We start from the raw sequence: 18,801 nt of genomic DNA, 5'->3' as shown, positions 1-18,801 counted from the left end.
TACAATCTCGTATTTCTATTAGTATTTTTACAATTAAGTCTCTTTCATATTTTATTTACTTCACATTACTCTTTTCTACTAACTCTCTTTGTATCCGCTGATATATTCTCTCAATTTCTTCACTATTTTCTTTTTCGTTTTGTTCAAGAATTTCCAACTCTTTTAAAAGCTTCTTCTTTATCTGGGGATAAATACTCGCTAAATTTTTAGCAATGCTTAGATGTCCCCAGTCGGTATTTATTGCATTTAAAATTTGCTGCTCCATTTGATCAATAAACTCGTTATAAAAATGCTTAACTTCTTTGACAAAATCAGCATAATTTATCTCATAAACACCACTTTTAGCTTCCCATAAAGCAATCCCTGTTTCTGTTTTTTCTTCGCAATCGACAATGATTTTAAGCTTATTGTTATATCTAAAAAAATGTAATCGAGGTACTAAATAAATAGGATAAGCCACCAACCTGTGATCATAAATATAATCAGATATTATGCCATATTCATTTTCAACCTCAGTATCTATTACTGTTTCCGAATCATCCTCATACAATTCCAACCACCTGTAAGCATCATCATTTAACGTCCTGATACTTGTTACATCGTTAAATAACTCATATAAATTTTTTGACACTCCTCTACTTATTCCTGAAAAAACACAGCATAACTCTCTTATAAATGAGTCTATTTGATAATTAATATATTTATCATTTGTCTCATAATATTCCATCCCCTCTTTAGAATAAATATAAACTCGTTGTCCTCCAATTTCTAAATATAAATCTCCATCAGTTAAATCTAACCAACTGACTTGATAACCTAAATAAGAGAGTTCTATTTTTATTTCCTCGATAGTTTTTAGTCTAAAGTGTATTTTCATTTGATGTTGTACCTCTGATTTTTAAGTGTATTTGTGGGAATAAATCGAAATAAAAATGTTGTTTTTTATCCCATTGTCCAACCTAAAGGTTGGTAGCTTCATTTATTTTTTCCAAATATTGAATGATTACGTTGATAAGTATCAATTAAATTTTTAGTAATAACATTTGCCATTAGCAAACCTTCCATATCCTCTGTTTCCCAAAGGCTATCTTCACCTTCATCATCTGAATATTTATGACAAACATTGAGTAAATCTAAAAAATCATAGCCGTTCTTATTTTTATCTATTAAATGATTCTCAAAAAATGCTATATTTTCAATGATAATTTTATTTAACTCATTTAAAAACTGCTCTATTTCATTTTTTATCAGTATGTTAGATTGTGTGATTATTGCTATTAATTCTTTAACTAAAAAGGGGGCTAAATAGCTGACTCCCCCTTGATGTTCGATTTCCAATTTGATTTTCTCAAAAGCTTCTCTTTGTTGATTGAGGCTTCCTGTTTTCAATATATGCAAATCATTTACTACAAAATCGCCTGTGTGATACCACCCAAAAATAGAATGCCAACTGTTTGAATTTTCTATATTTTTCATTTGATTTATTCCTATTTTGATTTACCAAACAAGCGGTAAGATTTTAATCACTTTTTGCTATTTTCTAGATATTATATCGCTTAACACGATCAATATTCACGTTTTAAATTAATTCGATGAGCGTTCATAAAAACAGTTAATCCCACCAAAATAATCAACATTGCAGTTCCTTTATATATCCCTATCTGTTCATCAAAAAAGAAGTAAGTTGAACTAATGCCTGCGATAGGTACCAATAAAGATAGTGGGGCAACCGATGTAGCAGGGTATTTTTTCATTAAATTATTCCAAAGAATATAACTTAGAATGGTAATAATATAAGCTTGAAATAATACCGAAAACCACGCTTTACCATCCATTGTTTGTGGTAGGCTAGTAAAAGGCTCAATACCTTTGACTAAAATAGTCATCACAAAAATAGCCGGTGCTGAAAATAAACTGCTCCAGACCATAAAGGCTAACATATCATTAGGGCGTTTTATTTTAACGATTAAATTACACACTGACCATACTGTAGCTGCACATAAAATTAAACCAATACCGATAATAGAACTACTGCCGTCGGTAACCAATATCATTAAAAAAAGTCCGAATAACGCAATCAGAGAACCAATAATCTGTACAAGATTAACTTTTTCTTTTAGTAATAAGTAACTTAAGCCAATGGTAAAAAAAGCACTAAATTGCATAAATAATGATGCCATACCGCCTGATAAACCATTATGAATGGCATAAAAAGCTGTCCACCATAGCCCACAACCAAATAAAACACCGTAAATAATCAAGGTTCTCCAACTCACATTGCTTGGTCTTTTAATAAAAAATACCGCAGGAAAAGCAGAAAAGAAAAAACGTAAAAAAGTAAAAGCGAAAGGATCTAATGACTGTAAGCCAAGTTTAATAGGAACAAAATTCACTCCCCATAAGATCGCAACAAAAATACCGATTAATAAATCATTGTATGTAAATTTCATTAATGATTATTCCTTAATTCCAAAGACTTTCTTGCTGAATTTCATTACAGGTGTTGCTAAAATCAGTACACAAATAAAAGCGGCAGGAAAAGCCAATCCCCACGCTTTTAACCAACGCCAAACAAAGTCATCGACAAAACCGATATTTATCCAAGTCACCCAAAAAGTCATCATCATTGATAATAAAAAAGACATTATTGCTGTATTAAATAACTTAAATTTAAGATTCATTTTTTACTCCTTCATATCCTATTATTTAATTTATCCTATCATAACATCATACAAAAATGATAGAATAGCAATAATTTAAAACTTAAATTCCATTTTTGAAATGCTTAATGATTTTTATTTATTTGTTCTTATTACCGAAGCAGGAAGTTTTCAACAAGCAGCTAAACAAGAAAATATCCCCGCTGCAACGCTTACTCGACGCTTACAAAAATTAGAAGATAAACTTGGCTGTAAATTATTACACCGTAGTCCAAGAGGGATAACATTAACCGCAGAGGGAGAGATTTATCTTGATAAATGTCAGCCTCTCATTGAAAAGTTACAGCAAAACATTCAAGATATTCAACAAAATAACAATCAAACAAAAGGTACAGTACGAGTATTAGCACCGATAAATTTATCTGTTGTATTAGCGGATTTTTGGTCTGATTTTTTAATACAATATCCTGATATTAATTTGATCTTGTCACTTAATAATCGTAATGATAACTTCTTGGAACAAAGTGCTGACATCGCTTTGCGTGTTGGTAAACAAAAAGACAGTAATCTAATACAAAAACACTTAGCAACTATGCCTATGTGTATTGTCGCCAGTGAAAAATATTTACAAAATAATCCGCGGATACAATGCCCTAATGATCTACTTAATCATCAATGGATTGCCTCCCAACCATTATCACCTATAATTGATTTAGCCCATAAACATAATAATGAAAAAACACAAATTAGCTTGCACAATATAGTTCATAATACAAATACAAGATTGCAAGTAAATGAAATTCGTTTGTGTGTATCTTTGGCAAAACGTGGTTTAGGATTAACTTATGTACCAGAAATTCTATGTAAAAAAGAGCTACAACGTGGAGAATTAGTTCGTATTTTGACTGAATGGCAACCACCCTGTCGAGATATTTATGCCGTATGGCACACACAAAAATATCTGCCGAACCGAGTACGTGTGCTTATTGATGCATTAATGGATTATTTTAATCATTTCTAACGACAATGCATACAGACAACAAGGTATGCATTGTGGCTACAATCACGAGATTTTATTGTTATAGTAGGATTTATAACTGATCTAACCCCAAAACATCTGTCATATCAAACAATCCATTTTGTTTTGTGGTAAGCCATTTAGCTGCTCGCACAGCACCATTTGCAAAAGTCATACGACTAGAGGCTTTGTGAGAAATTTCTACTCGTTCCCCTTCATCGGCAAACCAAACACTATGCTCCCCAACGACATCACCTGCACGGATAGTCGCAAAACCAATTTCATCACGCTTACGCTCCCCTGTAATCCCTTCACGAGCAAATACACCGTGCGTTTTTAAATCACGATCTAATACTTTGGCAATATGTTCACCCATTGACAAAGCTGTACCTGATGGAGCATCGACTTTATGGCGATGATGGGCTTCAATCACTTCAATATCGCAGTAATCCCCCATAACTTTGGCTGCTTTTTCTAATAGTTTAAACACTAAACTCACCCCTACGCTATAATTTGAGGCAAATACAATTGGAATATTTTTAGCCGCATTTTCAATGGCTTGCTTACCCTCATCATCAAACCCAGTGGTACCGATCACCATTTTTTTATTATTAGCAACACAAAATGCAATATGCTCTAAAGTTCCCTCTGGGCGAGTAAAATCAATTAATAAATCAAAATTATCTGCTTGAGACTTAAGATCATCAGAAACTGCAATACCTAAAGCTCCAATTCCAGCTAGTTCTCCGACATCTGTTCCGACCAATGATGAACCTTTACGTTCAAATGCTGCTCCAATAGTGACGTTGTCACCATTATTAATTGCACAAATCAGCTGACGCCCCATTCTTCCGCCCGCTCCCACTATTGCTATTCTTAATGTCATCATTTTTTCCTTAATAAATTTTGTAAATTTTTAAACAAATGTTACTGCTTGTTTCCTATTCATTCTGATTGTAGAGTAAGACAAGAGAAAATAAAAGAGATTGGTTTAATTTTTAAGTCGTTAAGATAAAAAAATACTCCCAAATGTGAGAGTATTTTTTACTTTATTTATGAATAATTATTCACTTTTATCAATTGGTGGAAAATCACGTTGTACTTCACCCGTATAAATTTGGCGAGGACGTACAATTTTAAATCCATCTTCTTGTTTATACATTTCTTTCCAATGTGCAATCCAACCAACGGTTCTTGCTAATGCAAAAATTACTGTAAACATTGACGTTGGAATACCAATTGCTTTTAGGATAATACCCGAATAAAAATCAACATTTGGATAAAGCTTATGATCAACAAAATAAGGATCTTCTAAGGCAATACGCTCTAATTCCATCGCAATATCTAAAATTGGCGTAGAAATATTAAGTTCATTTAATACTTCGTGACAAGTTTGACGCATTACTTTAGCTCGAGGATCATAACTCTTATACACACGATGTCCAAAGCCCATTAAGCGGAATGGGTCGTTACGGTCTTTTGCTCTAGCAATATATTCAGGAATACGATCAACTGTACCAATCTCTTCCAACATATTAATACAAGCTTCATTTGCACCACCGTGAGCAGGCCCCCATAATGATGCAATACCTGCTGCAATACACGCAAATGGGTTGGCTCCAGAAGAAGCTGCTGTTCGAACGGTTGAAGTTGAGGCATTTTGTTCGTGATCAGCATGAAGAACAAAAATACGATCTAATGCTTTTTCAAAGACAGGATTCACTTGATATTCTTCACAAGGTGTTGCAAACATCATATGTAAAAAATTACCTGAATAAGAAAGGCTATTTTTAGGATACATAAATGGCTGACCAATAGAATATTTATAGCACATCGCAGATAGCGTTGGCATTTTTGCAAGTAAACGTACCGCAGTTAAAATTCGGTGATCTTCATCCGATACATCCATTAATTCATGATAAAAGGCCGCTAATCCACCGATGGTGCCACACATAATCGCCATTGGATGAGCATCTCGACGAAATCCATTAAAGAATCGAGCAATTTGCTCATGAATAATATGATGATTTTTTAACTGATCACGAAAAGCAATATATTGTTCTTTAGTTGGTCGCTCACCAAACAATAATAGATAAGAAACCTCTAAATAATCACCATTCATTGCTAACTGATCAATAGGATAACCACGGTGTAAAAGCACGCCATTATCACCATCAATATAAGTAATAGCAGATCGACAAGATGCAGTAGACATAAATCCTGGATCAAAAGTAAATAGTTTATTTTTAACTAATGATTGTACATTTACTGCTTCGTAGCCTAATGTTCCTTTACAAATATCTAGTTCATAACTTTTACCATTTGGTAACGATAATTTTGCTTTTTGTGTTAGTGTTGACATAGTTCTCCTACTCATTACTTGTTAATTATTTGTTAATATTCACTCTCTAACCTATCACTATTTATACAAAAAAAGAAGTTATTTTTATCAAAAATTAGATCTGCTTCAAAAAAATGACAAAAAAAGTCAGAAAGAAAATGTTAAAAATGTTAAATTTATATACAATGATATATCTACTGGTAGATCTATTTTAATTCAAGGAGTCTATATGCAATCTAAAGTTAATGTTCCACAAGGTGAAAAAATTCAACTCACCCCACAAGGAAAATTACAAGTCCCTAATAATCCGATTATTCCGTTTATCGAAGGAGATGGCGTTGGTGTTGATGTTACCCCTGCAATGCAAGCCGTTATTGATGCGGCCGTTCAAAAGGCTTATGGTGGAGAGCGTAAGATTTCTTGGATGGAGATTTATGCTGGCGGTAAAGCAAATGAAGTTTATGGTGAAAATACTTGGCTACCAGAAGAAACATTAGATCTTATCCGTGACTATCACGTTGCCATTAAAGGTCCTTTGATGACCCCTGTCGGAGGTGGTATTCGCTCTTTAAATGTCGCAATGCGTCAAGGGTTAGATTTATACAACTGTTTACGTCCTATTCGTTATTATGACGGTACGCCAAGCCCTGTAAAACACCCTGAAAAAGTAAATATGGTTATCTTCCGTGAAAACTCAGAAGATATTTACGCAGGTGTTGAATGGGTAGCGGGTTCAAGTGAAGCCGATAAGGTCATTAAATTCTTACAAGATGAGATGGGTGTGACTAAAATTCGTTTTACAGAAGACTGTGGAATTGGTATTAAACCTGTTTCTAAACAAGGAACACAACGTCTTGTTAAAGCCGCATTACAATATGTAATTGATAATGATCGTGATTCTTTAACCCTTGTTCACAAAGGTAATATTATGAAATTTACCGAAGGGGCATTTAAAGAGTGGGGATATGAAGTTGCGAAAGAGTTTGGTGGTGTAAAAATTGACGAAACAGGCGAATGGCAATACTTGATCAACCCTAAAACAGGTAAAAAAATTATTATTAAAGATTGTATTGCAGATGCATTTTTACAAGAAATTTTACTTCACCCAACGCAATATGATGTGATTGCTACCTTAAACTTAAACGGTGACTATATTTCCGATGCACTTGCTGCACAAGTGGGGGGGATTGGGATTTCACCAGGAGCCAATATTGGTTTTGAATCGGCGATTTTTGAAGCAACACACGGTACAGCCCCTGCCATTGCAGGACAAAACAAAGGTAATCCTGGGTCACTTATTTTAAGTGGTGAAATGATGTTACGTCATTTGGGTTGGACTGAAGCTGCGGATTTAGTCGTAAAAGCGGTATCACAAACCATTGTAAATAAAACCGTTACTTTTGATTTTGCAGAAATGCTAGAAGGGGCAACATTACGTTCAACCTCTGAATTTGCTCAAGATATTATGACTAATATGTAAGAGCTTTTTACAAGCGGTAAGATCTGTGGGAATTTTTGCAAAAATAATCTTACTGCTTGATTTTAATTGATTATCTATTTTTAACCCTAAAACAAGGGAGTTTTTTATGACAAATTTTTTAGACACCTATCAACAACACATTGATGAACGAGCCGCAGAAGGTATCGTTCCTCAACCCTTAAATGCGGAACAAACCGCTCAATTAGTTGAATTACTTAAACAACCGCCACAAGGCAAAGAAGAGTATTTGCTTTCACTCTTGGAAAATCGCATTCCAGCAGGGGTTGATGAAGCCGCTTATGTTAAAGCCTCTTTTCTTTCTGCTATCGTTAATAATGAAGTCTCCTCACCCCTTATTTCTACACAATATGCAGTAAAACTATTAGGTACAATGCAAGGGGGATACAATATTGAGCCATTATTAATGGCGTTAGATAATGATACATTAGCCCCTGTGGCAACAAAAGCGCTCTCCTCTACTCTTTTAATGTTTGACGCCTTTCACGATGTATCAGAGCGAGCGAAAAAAGGCAATGCCTTTGCACAACAAATTTTAGAGTCTTGGGCAAATGCAGAGTGGTTTTTATCTCGTCCTAAATTAGCCGAAAAAATTACCGTAACGGTATTTAAAGTAACAGGTGAAACCAATACCGATGATCTCTCCCCTGCTCAAGATGCGTGGTCTCGCCCTGATATTCCACTGCACGCTAAAGCAATGCTGAAAAATAGCCGTAATGGAATTGTCGCAGATAAAGAGGGTGAAATAGGTCCATTAACCTTAATCGAAGAATTAAAACAAAAAGGCTTTCCGCTGACTTATGTTGGTGATGTCGTTGGAACAGGATCTTCTCGTAAATCAGCAACCAATTCCGTATTATGGCATATGGGAGAAGATATTCCTTATATTCCAAATAAACGTGCTGGCGGTGTAGTATTAGGCGGTAAGATTGCACCTATTTTTTTCAATACCCTTGAAGATGCAGGTGCATTACCTATTGAAGTGGATGTGAGCAAATTAGCGATGGGTGATATCATTGATATTTATCCTTATGAAGGCAAAATTTGTAAACACAATAGTGATGAAGTCTTAGCTGAATTTACCTTAAAAACTCAAATTTTATTAGATGAAGTACGTGCTGGTGGACGTATTCCATTAATTATTGGACGTGGCTTAACTCATAAAGCACGTATGGAATTAGGATTGCCTGAAAGCGATATATTTTTAAAACCACAAGATGTGGTAAGCAGTAAAAAAGGCTTTACCCTTGCACAAAAAATGGTAGGAAAAGCCTGTGGTGTAAAAGGTATTCGCCCTAATCAATATTGTGAACCAATGATGACTTCTGTTGGCTCTCAAGATACTACAGGACCAATGACCCGTGATGAATTAAAAGATCTTGCTTGCTTAGGCTTTTCTGCAGATTTGGTTATGCAATCTTTTTGTCATACCGCAGCCTATCCAAAACCTATTGATGTAAACACACACCACACATTACCTGACTTTATTATGAATCGAGGCGGTGTTTCACTTCGCCCAGGTGATGGCGTTATTCACTCATGGTTAAACCGTATGTTACTCCCTGATACTGTTGGAACAGGCGGTGATTCACATACTCGTTTCCCTATTGGTATCTCATTTCCTGCTGGCTCTGGTTTAGTGGCTTTTGCTGCAGCAACAGGAGTAATGCCGTTAGATATGCCAGAATCTGTATTAGTACGTTTTAGTGGAGAAATGCAAAAAGGCATCACACTGCGTGACCTTGTTCACGCTATTCCTTATTATGCAATTCAACAAGGATTATTAACCGTTGAAAAAGCAGGTAAGAAAAATATTTTCTCAGGACGTATTCTTGAAATTGAAGGTTTAGAACACTTAAAAGTAGAACAAGCTTTTGAACTTTCAGATGCCTCAGCAGAACGCTCTGCTGCCGCTTGTACCATTAAACTTGATAAAGAACCTATTATTGAATACCTAAATTCAAACATTGTGTTACTCAAGTGGATGATTTCAGAAGGCTATGGGGATGTTCGTACCCTTGAACGTCGTATCAAAGGAATGGAAAAATGGCTTGCTAATCCAGAATTAATGGAAGCCGATGAAGATGCAGAATACGCTGCGGTGATTGATATCGACTTAAATGAAATCAAGGAGCCTATTCTCTGCGTACCTAATGATCCTGATGATGCTCGCCTACTTTCTGAAGTTCAAAATACGGGCATTGATGAAGTCTTTATCGGTTCTTGTATGACCAATATTGGACATTTCCGTGCAGCAGGTAAACTTCTTAATCAATTTGAAGATGTGATCCCAACTCGTTTATGGATTGCTCCTCCAACAAAAATGGACGCAGCTCTACTGACAGAAGAAGGCTATTACAATATTTATGGTAAGAGTGGTGCAAGAATTGAAATGCCGGGTTGTTCACTTTGTATGGGTAACCAAGCTCGAGTAGAAGCAAAATCAACTGTAGTTTCAACTTCAACACGTAACTTCCCTAACCGATTAGGACAAGGTGCAAATGTTTACCTCTCTTCTGCAGAACTTGCTTCTGTAGCCGCTATTTTAGGTAAATTACCAACTCCTGAGGAATATCAGTCTTATGTAGCAAATTTAGATAATGATAAAGAAGATACTTATCGTTATTTAAACTTTGATCAAATTAATAGTTATATTGAAAAAGCAAATAACGTTATTTTCCAGTCTGAAGTATAACCACCTTTCAATAAAGCCATATTTTAATGTAGAATATGGCTTTATTCTTTTTAGATAGTAACAAAAAGGAGATGTATGAAAACTGGAGTATTTATTCTAAGTGTACTCATACTTATTTTTATCTTTATTAAACGAAAAAAAGTAGATAAAAAATTATTTATTCGTTCAATTATCCTTTATTTTATTGTCACTGCTATTGTATTTTTTCTCAAAAAAATGGGAATGTTTTCAACTTTTATTGAAGAGGTCGTGCTTATATATGCGACTTTCATCATACTTGATGCTTATATTTTTATTATATTTGTTGCCAATTTGATAATAAGTCGGCTATTAAATTTTCAAATAAAAATAGGTAATGAATCTCGACCTTTCATTGCTATGTTGATAAAAAACCAATCGTTAATTCATACTCTGTATTGTTCACTATTTTTGTTTGGGAGTATTTTAGGGCTATATGGTTTATTACTTGCTCCTCGTTTATAATTAATCAAGGTTAAAAAATAAAATGAATAAATATTTCTCTCTAACTTTATTATCAATAAGTTATAAAACAACTCAAAGGGTATTTTTACTATTTTTTCACTTCAAATATTGCAAATAAGGGTTTTATGAATTAAATTTCTAGTTAACCATCGTGTAGATGGCTTAGAAATATAACGTATTGATATAACTTCCCTACTTTTTACAATAAAAGTGGTCAAGAATACCCATTAAAACGTAATTTTAGTAAACAAAAGGTAATATTATTTTACAAATATCAGATTTACCGAATAACCGTAACACTTCCCTAAAAAGAAAAGTCAGTTAGAATATACGTTGACTTTTCTTGACGGAGATAAGTGTTATGTATAAACAACTGACTTTAGAACAAATATACCAGATTTCTTACGGATTGCAACATAAACATAGTTATAGACAAATAGCTAAAGTTGTTGGCTGTAGTGCTACAACTATTTTTAATGAGGTAAAACGTAATACAGGCACTAGAGGTTATAATCCTCGTGGTGCGAATAAAATGTGTCGTCAAAGACATCGTAGGAAACGAAAGAAAATAACAATCACACCTCAAGTTTGGTCTATTATTTATTTTTACTTAAAGAAGAGATTTAGTCCTGAACAAATTTGCTATACAGTTTCTAAAATTAAAGAGCTTGGCATTAGCCCCAGAGGTATTTATGCATATATAAAACGGCATTTTCATCGTAAAGATGAGGTTTATAAATATCTACGGCGAGGCAATAAAAAATATCGTAAAAGAAGTAAGTCGGTAGGAGCAATCATTAGAAAAATACCCAATAGAGTATCTATTCATGATAGACCTAAAGAAATAGAAACAAAAGAAGAATTGGGGCATTGGGAAGCAGATACAATACAAGGAAAAGGGCATCATACAGGAATATTAACTTTAGTTGAGAGAAAAACGGCTTATACAGTAATTGTAAAATTAGAAGGTAAAAATGCCCGTTGTTTAGCAAAGCGTTGCATTAGTACTTTATTGCCTTATAAAGAAAAAGTTAAATCAATAACTTTTGATAATGGTGTTGAATTTTTCTCTCACGAAAAGATAGCAAATGAGTTAGAATGTAAAACCTACTTTGCAGATCCTAATAGTCCTTGGCAAAGAGGATTAAATGAAAATACAAATGGATTAATCCGTCAGTATTTTCCAAAAGGAACTGATTTAAAATCAGTTGCACAAGAGGAATTAGATATAGTGGAAAGAGAGCTTAATCTTCGTCCTAGAAAACGACGAGGATTTCACTCTCCTTCTGAGTTATTTTAAGTGGTGTTACGGTTATGAGGTAAATGTACCATTTGTAAATTTTAATAAACATCTTACCGCTTACTGTTTATCCCTTACTCTATTTCTCATTCCTATTGATTTAATTATCATTTTCTTTTACAAAATTTTACACTTTCAGTCAAAAAAATGGTAAATTTATACTGTTTTTCTAAAACATTTAGAATGGTTAATTACTAGTCATTTTTTTATTATTATAAGGAGTCTTTATGCTTATTGGTGTACCAAAGGAGCTGTTAAGCGGTGAAAATCGTGTAGCAGCAACGCCTAAAACCGTTGCACAGATCCTAAAGCTTGGTTTTGAAGTTATCGTTGAACACGGTGCTGGCTTTAAAGCAAGTTTTGATGACAAAGCATTTGTAGAAGCAGGTGCGTCTGTCGGTGATCAAAAAACAGTATGGAATGCGGATATTATCTTTAAAGTAAACGCACCTACTGACGAAGAAATTGCATTAATGAAAGAAGGAGCAACCCTAGTTAGCTTTATTTGGCCGGCTCAAAATGAAGAGCTAATGAAAAAACTTTCTTCTAAAAAAATTAATGTTCTGGCAATGGATAGTGTGCCTCGTATTTCCCGTGCTCAAGCCTTAGATGCGTTAAGCTCAATGGCAAACATTGCGGGTTATCGTGCAGTGGTTGAAGCCGCTCACGAATTTGGTAGCTTATTTACAGGTCAAATTACTGCTGCGGGTAAAGTTCCTCCTGCGAAAGTATTGGTTATCGGTGCAGGTGTGGCAGGTCTTGCCGCTATTGGTGCAGCAAGCAGCTTAGGGGCAATTGTTCGTGCCTTTGACTCTCGTCCTGAAACTAAAGAGCAAGTAGAAAGTATGGGCGCTTCTTTCCTTGAAATTGATGTAGAAACAGAAGTCAGTTCTGACGGCTATGCAAAAGTAATGTCTGAAGAATTTAATAGAAAATCTTTAGAACTTTATGCTGAACAAGCAAAAGAAGTGGATATTATTATCACAACCGCCTTAATTCCAGGTCGCCCTGCACCTCGCTTAATCACAAAAGAAATGGTAGATTCAATGAAACCAGGTTCTGTGATTGTAGATTTAGCAGCAGCAACTGGTGGTAACTGTGAATATTCAAAAGTCGATGAAGTCGTTGTTACAGATAATCAAGTCAAAGTTATTGGTTACACTGATTTACCAGGTCGTTTACCAACACAATCTTCACAACTTTACGGTACAAACTTAGTTAATTTATTAAAACTACTTTGTAAAGAAAAAGATGGCAATATCAATATTGATTTTGAAGATGTTGTTCAACGTGGTGTCACTGTTGTTCGTGATGGTGAAATTACATGGCCTGCGCCACCAATCAAAGTATCAGCGCAACAACAACCAAAAGTGAAAGAGCCTGTTGCTAAAAAAGAAGAAAAACCAAAAGATCCTCGTATTAAATATGGTGTAATGGCAGCTGCTGCACTTGCATTCTTGGGTTTAGCTTCTGTTGCACCACAAGAGTTTTTATCACACTTCTCTGTCTTTGTGTTAGCTTGTGTTGTAGGTTATTATGTGGTTTGGAACGTAAGTCACGCATTACACACGCCATTAATGGCGGTAACCAATGCAATTTCAGGGATCATCATTGTGGGGGCATTGTTGCAAATCGCACAAGGTGGTGTATTTATTAGTGTCGTTGCATTTATTGCAATTTTAGTCGCAAGTATCAATATTTTCGGTGGCTTTAAAGTTACCCAACGTATGCTTGCAATGTTCAGAAAAGGTTAAGGAGAAAACGATATGTCTTTAGGTTTTGTACAAGCTGCTTATATTATATCGGCTCTACTTTTCATTATGAGCTTAGCTGGGCTTTCTAAACACGAAACAGCCAAAGCAGGTTGCTGGTATGGTATCGTGGGTATGGGAATTGCATTATTCGTTACTATCTTTGGCCCACAGTCACAAGGTGTATTCTGGATTATTATTGCAATGGTCATCGGTGGTGCTTTAGGTATCCGTCAAGCATTAAAAGTTGAAATGACTGAAATGCCTGAGTTGGTTGCAATCTTACATAGCTTTGTTGGTTTAGCAGCGGTATTAGTTGGTTACAATAGCTATGGTTTACACGAAGCATCAACACCAGTGTTAGAAAATATCCATAATGTTGAGGTATTCTTAGGTATCTTTATCGGTGCGGTAACATTCACGGGTTCATTAGTTGCCTTTGGTAAATTAAATGGTAAATTAAATTCAAAAGCTTTAACTTTACCACATCGTCATAAAATGAACTTAGCAGCAATTGTTGTTTCATTCTTATTAATGATTGCCTTTGTTAATCATCCAGAAAACTTATTCCCAGTGTTATTGATGACTGCGATTGCACTTGCATTTGGTTGGCACTTAGTGGCATCAATCGGTGGTGCAGATATGCCAGTGGTTGTTTCAATGCTTAATTCTTATTCTGGTTGGGCAGCTGCAGCAGCAGGCTTTATGTTAGATAACGATCTACTTATCGTAACAGGGGCATTAGTAGGTTCATCAGGGGCAATTCTTTCCTACATTATGTGTAAAGCAATGAATCGCTCTTTCATCAGCGTAATCGCAGGTGGATTTGGTAATGATGTTCAAGCCTCTTCTGATGAAGAGCAAGGTGAACACCGTGAAACAACAGCAGAAGATGTAGCTGAAATGCTTAAAAATGCAAGTTCTGTGGTTATTACACCAGGATACGGAATGGCAGTGGCACAAGCACAGTACCCTGTTGCAGAGTTAACGCAACGTTTACGTGATTTAGGTGTTGAAGTACGTTTTGCAATCCACCCTGTTGCAGGTCGTTTACCAGGTCATATGAACGTATTATTAGCTGAGGCAAAAGTGCCTTATGATATCGTACTAGAAATGGACGAAATCAACGATGACTTATCTTCTACTGAAGTGGTATTAGTTATCGGTGCAAACGATACGGTAAACCCAGCAGCAATGGAAGATCCAAACAGCCCAATCGCTGGAATGCCAGTATTAGAAGTTTGGCACGCAGCTAATGTTGTGGTATTCAAACGCTCAATGGCTGTAGGTTATGCTGGAGTTCAAAATCCATTATTCTTTAAAGATAATACGCAAATGTTATTCGGCGATGCAAAAGATCGTGTTGATGATATTTTAAAAGCGTTATAATCAAAGAGTTTTAAAGTAAAATAAAATGCCGTTATTGAAAAATAGCGGCATTTTTTATGTCCCGTCCTAAAATAAGTTTACGTAAAAGGTAAGATTACTTTCACTTTTTGCAAAAAAATGCGAAAATCCTACCGCTTAATTTTTATTATTCTAACACTTAAACTAACTATAATAATGAATACACCAATTATTGATTTACAAATTGTAACCGAAGATCAGTCTGATCTGCCCTCTTTAGAGAAATTTACTTATTGGGTGCAACAAGCTCTTATTTTGGAAGCGCAAACAGAAGATTTTTCGGATACAGAAATCACCATTCGTCTTGTTGATGAAGCGGAAAGCCATCACTTAAATTTAACGTATCGAGGTAAGGATAAATCCACCAATGTGCTGTCATTTCCTTTTGAAATGCCAGAAGGAATTGAATTACCTCTACTTGGGGATTTGGTGATTTGTCGTCAAGTTGTAGAAAAAGAGGCGAAAGAACAACAGATTGCGTTAGAGTCTCACTGGGCACATTTAACAGTTCACGGCACTTTGCATTTGCTTGGCTACGATCATATTGTAGACGCCGAAGCTGAAGAAATGGAGAGTCTCGAAGCTAACATTATGCAATCAATGGGATTTCCAGATCCTTACCTTTGTGAAAAATAGTGTTTTAAATTTTATGCAAATTCTAACTTAAATCCTACCGCTTGTAGCTCTTTTTGTTCAGCTTTTAAATCTGCCATTACAAGCAGGTTTTGAGCTAAATAATTTGATTCAAACTCTAGATACCAATCGTTTTCTTGGATATTTAATTTAATATATTGAGGTATTACGCTGGCTTGACGAGAGCGACTTAACAAGGTCGCTAAGCGAAATATACGTAACAGGGTAACGATATTACGCTTTTTGTAACGATAAGTACTATGAATATAACTCAGCTTAATATCTTGAATATGATAACGGACAAGGGTCGCAAGTAGTTGTTGTTGTTCATTGTCAAAACCCGGTAAATTAATATGACTTAAAATATAACCAGAATGATGATTAAATTTATTATGATTAATAGTGATACCCACTTCGTGCAGCTGACTCGCCCACTTCAATATATCCAAAAATTCCGTTCTTAAAAAATGTTTTTTCCAAAAAGGCACTTGATTAAAGAGTTTCATGGCACACTCTTCTACTCTTAAAGCTTGCTGTAAATCAATATTAAATTGTAAGGCTAATGAATCTGCAGTGCGTTGTCGAATATTAGAGACTTGAGTATATTCATCTAAACTATACATTATCCCTTCTCGTACTGCACCGTCGGAATATCGCATTGATTCAATTTGAAAAGTTCTGAATAAAGCCTTTAAAATCGCTAATCCTGGAACAAAAACATCGGCACGCTCTTTAAGTAATCCTTTTAGTTGAATATCATTTAACGAAGTAAAAGTAAGGCATTTTTCAATTAAATGTTGTAATCGTTCTTGAGTAATAAGACCATCTTTATAACCATTCGCTCTTAATACACAGGTAACCGTTTTGATGGTTCCTGATGAACCTAAGACGTGTTTCCAACCTAAAGTACGATAATCCGTTTCTAAATCTTCAATTTTTTCAATAGCAAGCTGATAAGCCTGTTCAAAACACTTTGAATTTAACTCCCCTTGAGGGAAAAAACGTTGTGCAAAACTGACACACCCCATATGACGGCTTTCTGCTCGAATAGGTAAGAAATTATCTCCAATACACATTTCCGTTGAGCCACCACCAATATCAATAATCAGTTTTCTGCCTGTTTCTGGCTGAGTATGACTTGCACCTAAATAAATTAACGTCGCTTCTTCTTGCCCTGAAATAATATTAATAGGATAAGGAAAAACGGTTGCTGCTCGACGTAAAAATTCGGTATTATTTACCGCTCGACGTAAAGTATAAGTCCCAATCACCTTTACATTTTGAGGGTCAAAGCCTTGTAAACGGTCAGCAAATAATGCTAAACATTCGACTCCTCGTTGAATGGCTTCATCACTTAATATACGCTCTTCATTTAACCCCTCTGCTAAGCGTACTTGTCGCTTAATACGAGAAAGAATTTGAATTGAACCATTGACTACTCTGGCAATAATCATATGAAAACTATTTGAGCCAAGATCGATTGCGGCAAATTCACGAGGCGTTGATGTTGATTGCATATTTTTGTCCCTTTTTCTGTCATTCCGTTATATTCTAATACAATAAGCGGTAAGATTCTTCAAAAAATTTACAAATACCTTATAATGCCCATTTTAATCAACCTTAATAAAAGAATATGGTCAATAAACTATTAATATTACATACGGGTGGCACAATTTCAATGAGTGAAGATGAAGAAGGACGTGTTATTCCTTCTCAAAATAATCCATTAATAAATTCACTAAACAAGTTACATATTTCAACTAAAATTGAGCAAGAGGCTATTTTTAACGTCCCTTCGCCGCATATTGATTTAACCCATTGGATTTATTTAAAAAATAGAATTGAACGAGCGATTTTTGAAGAGGGTTATACGGGCATTGTGATTACGCACGGTACAGATACCCTTGAAGAAACCGCTTATTTTCTTGAATTAAGTATTGATACCGATATTCCTATTACCATTACGGGGGCAATGCGTTCAAGTAACGAGTTAGGTTCTGATGGCTTAGTGAATTTACAAAATGCTATTTTAGTGGCATTAAATCCTGAAAGTGTAGGACGTGGCGTTTTAGTGGTAATGAATGATGAAATTCACAATGCCAAATTTGTCACTAAAACACATACCACCAATGTAGCAACCTTTCAAACCCCAACTTTTGGACCTTGTGGCTTAATTGCCAAAGATAAAGTGTTATATTTTCAACGTTTAACTCACTATGAACATTTTCCTTTTGAACATTTAGAAAAAACCAATGTAGCATTGATCAAAGCGTATGCAGGAATGAACAGTGAATTATTGAAATATTTGGCAAACAGTGAATGCGATGGTGTGGTTATTGAGGCGTTAGGTGCAGGAAACTTACCTCCCACTTGTTTGGCAGGCGTTTCTGCCCTATTAAATGCCAACATCCCCGTTGTACTGGTTTCTAGAGCCTTTAATGGCGTAACACAAGATGTCTATGACTATCTTGGTGGAGGCTGTAGATTAAAACAGGAGGGTGTTATTTTTACAACAGGTTTAAGTGGGCAAAAAGCTCGAATCAAGTTATTAGTACTGCTCAATCAAACATTAACAAAGCCTTTAAGTTATTACTTTTAAGATTCCTGCTTTTTATAAGAGGTAAAGCGTGGTTTTACAGGCATTCGCTCTGCAATTCTCGCTTTATTTATAGCAATAGCGTTTTCTGTGGGAATATAATCTAACCATAATTCACTATCTTCAGGTAGATTGTCTGGCCAAATGTATTTCACATTAAAACCTCTCGCTTTACATTCTTGATGCAAAGCTTGATAACGCTTTTTGAGAAAGGTTAATTTATTAAAAAAGAAACGAACGTGTCCAGTACCTAATTTATAATCATTGGGTAAATTGTCTAAATGAAATTTACCTTTCGCAACAGCATTAGGAATACGAGTTAATTCTCTATGTTCCGCTAATAAATGCTGGTCACAAAGTTCATCAGGTGGTATTACATTAATTCTCGTCATTTCGAATGGGGTGTACTTAAAATAAAT

17 protein-coding genes are annotated in these 18,801 nt (G+C 35.1%); 9 read left to right on the top strand and 8 right to left on the bottom strand.

Annotated elements, in window-relative coordinates; translation table 11 throughout:
* Positions 1-55 precede the first annotated feature (55 nt).
* The 4 genes from A6B44_RS03985 to A6B44_RS03970 form a co-directional block, all read right to left on the bottom strand.
* Entirely contained in the window at positions 56-877 is an 822-nt protein-coding gene (locus A6B44_RS03985) for a DUF5984 family protein (RefSeq protein WP_090923237.1), read from the bottom strand.
* A gap of 98 nt (positions 878-975) precedes the next feature.
* Positions 976-1,476 (bottom strand): hypothetical protein, encoded by a 501-nt coding sequence (locus A6B44_RS03980; protein WP_090923235.1) that lies wholly within the window; start codon positions 1,474-1,476, stop codon positions 976-978.
* An 89-nt stretch (positions 1,477-1,565) separates the two neighbouring features.
* A complete protein-coding gene (locus A6B44_RS03975) occupies positions 1,566-2,450 on the bottom strand; it encodes an EamA family transporter (protein WP_090923233.1) in 885 nt (294 codons plus the stop codon).
* 6 nt (positions 2,451-2,456) lie between these two features.
* Complete coding sequence (locus tag A6B44_RS03970) at positions 2,457-2,681, bottom strand: DUF2798 domain-containing protein (RefSeq protein WP_090923231.1); 225 nt, start codon at positions 2,679-2,681, stop codon at positions 2,457-2,459.
* Positions 2,682-2,781: 100 nt separating this feature from the next.
* Between A6B44_RS03970 and A6B44_RS03965 the strand changes: the two genes are divergently transcribed.
* Complete coding sequence (locus A6B44_RS03965) at positions 2,782-3,681, top strand: LysR family transcriptional regulator (RefSeq protein ID WP_090923229.1); 900 nt, start codon at positions 2,782-2,784, stop codon at positions 3,679-3,681.
* 70 nt (positions 3,682-3,751) lie between these two features.
* Here A6B44_RS03965 and dapB read toward each other — a convergent pair whose 3' ends face one another.
* Together dapB and A6B44_RS03955 are read right to left on the bottom strand one after the other, a co-directional pair.
* Positions 3,752-4,564 (bottom strand): 4-hydroxy-tetrahydrodipicolinate reductase, encoded by an 813-nt coding sequence (gene dapB, locus A6B44_RS03960; protein WP_090923227.1) that lies wholly within the window; start codon positions 4,562-4,564, stop codon positions 3,752-3,754.
* Positions 4,565-4,741: 177 nt separating this feature from the next.
* Entirely contained in the window at positions 4,742-6,040 is a 1,299-nt protein-coding gene (locus A6B44_RS03955; protein WP_090923225.1) for a citrate synthase, read from the bottom strand.
* A gap of 208 nt (positions 6,041-6,248) precedes the next feature.
* Here A6B44_RS03955 and icd point away from each other — a divergent pair, with 208 nt between their 5' ends.
* From icd to ybeY, 7 genes are all read left to right on the top strand, one after another.
* On the top strand, positions 6,249-7,499 hold the full coding sequence (gene icd / locus A6B44_RS03950) for an NADP-dependent isocitrate dehydrogenase (RefSeq protein WP_090923223.1): 1,251 nt from the start codon (positions 6,249-6,251) through the stop codon (positions 7,497-7,499).
* Between the two features lie 106 nt (positions 7,500-7,605).
* On the top strand, positions 7,606-10,212 hold the full coding sequence (gene acnB, locus A6B44_RS03945) for a bifunctional aconitate hydratase 2/2-methylisocitrate dehydratase (RefSeq protein WP_090923221.1): 2,607 nt from the start codon (positions 7,606-7,608) through the stop codon (positions 10,210-10,212).
* 75 nt (positions 10,213-10,287) lie between these two features.
* Positions 10,288-10,695, top strand: a complete 408-nt coding sequence (locus A6B44_RS03940) for a hypothetical protein (RefSeq protein ID WP_090923219.1) — start codon at positions 10,288-10,290, stop codon at positions 10,693-10,695.
* 361 nt (positions 10,696-11,056) lie between these two features.
* Positions 11,057-11,995, top strand: coding sequence for an IS30 family transposase (locus A6B44_RS03935; RefSeq protein WP_176673460.1), 939 nt, complete (start codon positions 11,057-11,059; stop codon positions 11,993-11,995).
* 227 nt (positions 11,996-12,222) lie between these two features.
* Positions 12,223-13,749: a Re/Si-specific NAD(P)(+) transhydrogenase subunit alpha gene (gene pntA, locus A6B44_RS03930; RefSeq protein WP_090923082.1), complete on the top strand. Its 1,527-nt coding sequence runs from the start codon at positions 12,223-12,225 to the stop codon at positions 13,747-13,749.
* Positions 13,750-13,761: 12 nt separating this feature from the next.
* A complete protein-coding gene (pntB, locus tag A6B44_RS03925; protein WP_090923084.1) occupies positions 13,762-15,135 on the top strand; it encodes a Re/Si-specific NAD(P)(+) transhydrogenase subunit beta in 1,374 nt (457 codons plus the stop codon).
* Positions 15,136-15,309: 174 nt separating this feature from the next.
* Positions 15,310-15,789 (top strand): rRNA maturation RNase YbeY, encoded by a 480-nt coding sequence (gene ybeY, locus A6B44_RS03920; protein ID WP_090923123.1) that lies wholly within the window; start codon positions 15,310-15,312, stop codon positions 15,787-15,789.
* Positions 15,790-15,800: 11 nt separating this feature from the next.
* On the opposite strand, the gene ppx is transcribed toward ybeY, so the two are convergent.
* Complete coding sequence (ppx, locus tag A6B44_RS03915; RefSeq protein WP_090923086.1) at positions 15,801-17,303, bottom strand: exopolyphosphatase; 1,503 nt, start codon at positions 17,301-17,303, stop codon at positions 15,801-15,803.
* A 116-nt stretch (positions 17,304-17,419) separates the two neighbouring features.
* On the opposite strand from ppx, the gene A6B44_RS03910 reads away from it, so the two are divergent.
* Positions 17,420-18,385 (top strand): asparaginase, encoded by a 966-nt coding sequence (locus tag A6B44_RS03910; protein WP_090923088.1) that lies wholly within the window; start codon positions 17,420-17,422, stop codon positions 18,383-18,385.
* Here the strand turns inward: A6B44_RS03910 and A6B44_RS03905 are convergent.
* Positions 18,382-18,774, bottom strand: a complete 393-nt coding sequence (locus A6B44_RS03905) for a pyrimidine dimer DNA glycosylase/endonuclease V (protein WP_090923089.1) — start codon at positions 18,772-18,774, stop codon at positions 18,382-18,384. The genes A6B44_RS03910 and A6B44_RS03905 overlap by 4 nt on opposite strands.
* Between the last annotated feature and the right edge of the window lie 27 nt (positions 18,775-18,801).

Origin of the sequence: Pasteurella skyensis (assembly GCF_013377295.1) — a bacterium.
In the GTDB taxonomy this organism is placed as follows: domain Bacteria; phylum Pseudomonadota; class Gammaproteobacteria; order Enterobacterales; family Pasteurellaceae; genus Phocoenobacter; species Phocoenobacter skyensis.
This window is presented reverse-complemented; position numbering and strand designations above follow the sequence as displayed.

Bases quoted from the DNA above. Each gene is read 5' to 3' on its own strand.
- A6B44_RS03910 (WP_090923088.1), top strand. From the start codon at position 17,420: ATGGTCAATAAACTATTAATATTACATACGGGTGGCACAATTTCAATG.
- A6B44_RS03940 (WP_090923219.1), top strand. From the start codon at position 10,288: ATGAAAACTGGAGTATTTATTCTAAGTGTACTCATACTTATTTTTATC.
- pntB (WP_090923084.1), top strand. From the start codon at position 13,762: ATGTCTTTAGGTTTTGTACAAGCTGCTTATATTATATCGGCTCTACTT.
- A6B44_RS03975 (WP_090923233.1), bottom strand. From the start codon at position 2,450: ATGAAATTTACATACAATGATTTATTAATCGGTATTTTTGTTGCGATC.
- acnB (WP_090923221.1), top strand. From the start codon at position 7,606: ATGACAAATTTTTTAGACACCTATCAACAACACATTGATGAACGAGCC.
- A6B44_RS03955 (WP_090923225.1), bottom strand. From the start codon at position 6,040: ATGTCAACACTAACACAAAAAGCAAAATTATCGTTACCAAATGGTAAA.
- ppx (WP_090923086.1), bottom strand. From the start codon at position 17,303: ATGCAATCAACATCAACGCCTCGTGAATTTGCCGCAATCGATCTTGGC.
- A6B44_RS03905 (WP_090923089.1), bottom strand. From the start codon at position 18,774: ATGACGAGAATTAATGTAATACCACCTGATGAACTTTGTGACCAGCAT.
- A6B44_RS03965 (WP_090923229.1), top strand. From the start codon at position 2,782: ATGCTTAATGATTTTTATTTATTTGTTCTTATTACCGAAGCAGGAAGT.
- A6B44_RS03970 (WP_090923231.1), bottom strand. From the start codon at position 2,681: ATGAATCTTAAATTTAAGTTATTTAATACAGCAATAATGTCTTTTTTA.
- A6B44_RS03980 (WP_090923235.1), bottom strand. From the start codon at position 1,476: ATGAAAAATATAGAAAATTCAAACAGTTGGCATTCTATTTTTGGGTGG.
- ybeY (WP_090923123.1), top strand. From the start codon at position 15,310: ATGAATACACCAATTATTGATTTACAAATTGTAACCGAAGATCAGTCT.
- pntA (WP_090923082.1), top strand. From the start codon at position 12,223: ATGCTTATTGGTGTACCAAAGGAGCTGTTAAGCGGTGAAAATCGTGTA.
- icd (WP_090923223.1), top strand. From the start codon at position 6,249: ATGCAATCTAAAGTTAATGTTCCACAAGGTGAAAAAATTCAACTCACC.
- dapB (WP_090923227.1), bottom strand. From the start codon at position 4,564: ATGACATTAAGAATAGCAATAGTGGGAGCGGGCGGAAGAATGGGGCGT.
- A6B44_RS03985 (WP_090923237.1), bottom strand. From the start codon at position 877: ATGAAAATACACTTTAGACTAAAAACTATCGAGGAAATAAAAATAGAA.
- A6B44_RS03935 (WP_176673460.1), top strand. From the start codon at position 11,057: ATGTATAAACAACTGACTTTAGAACAAATATACCAGATTTCTTACGGA.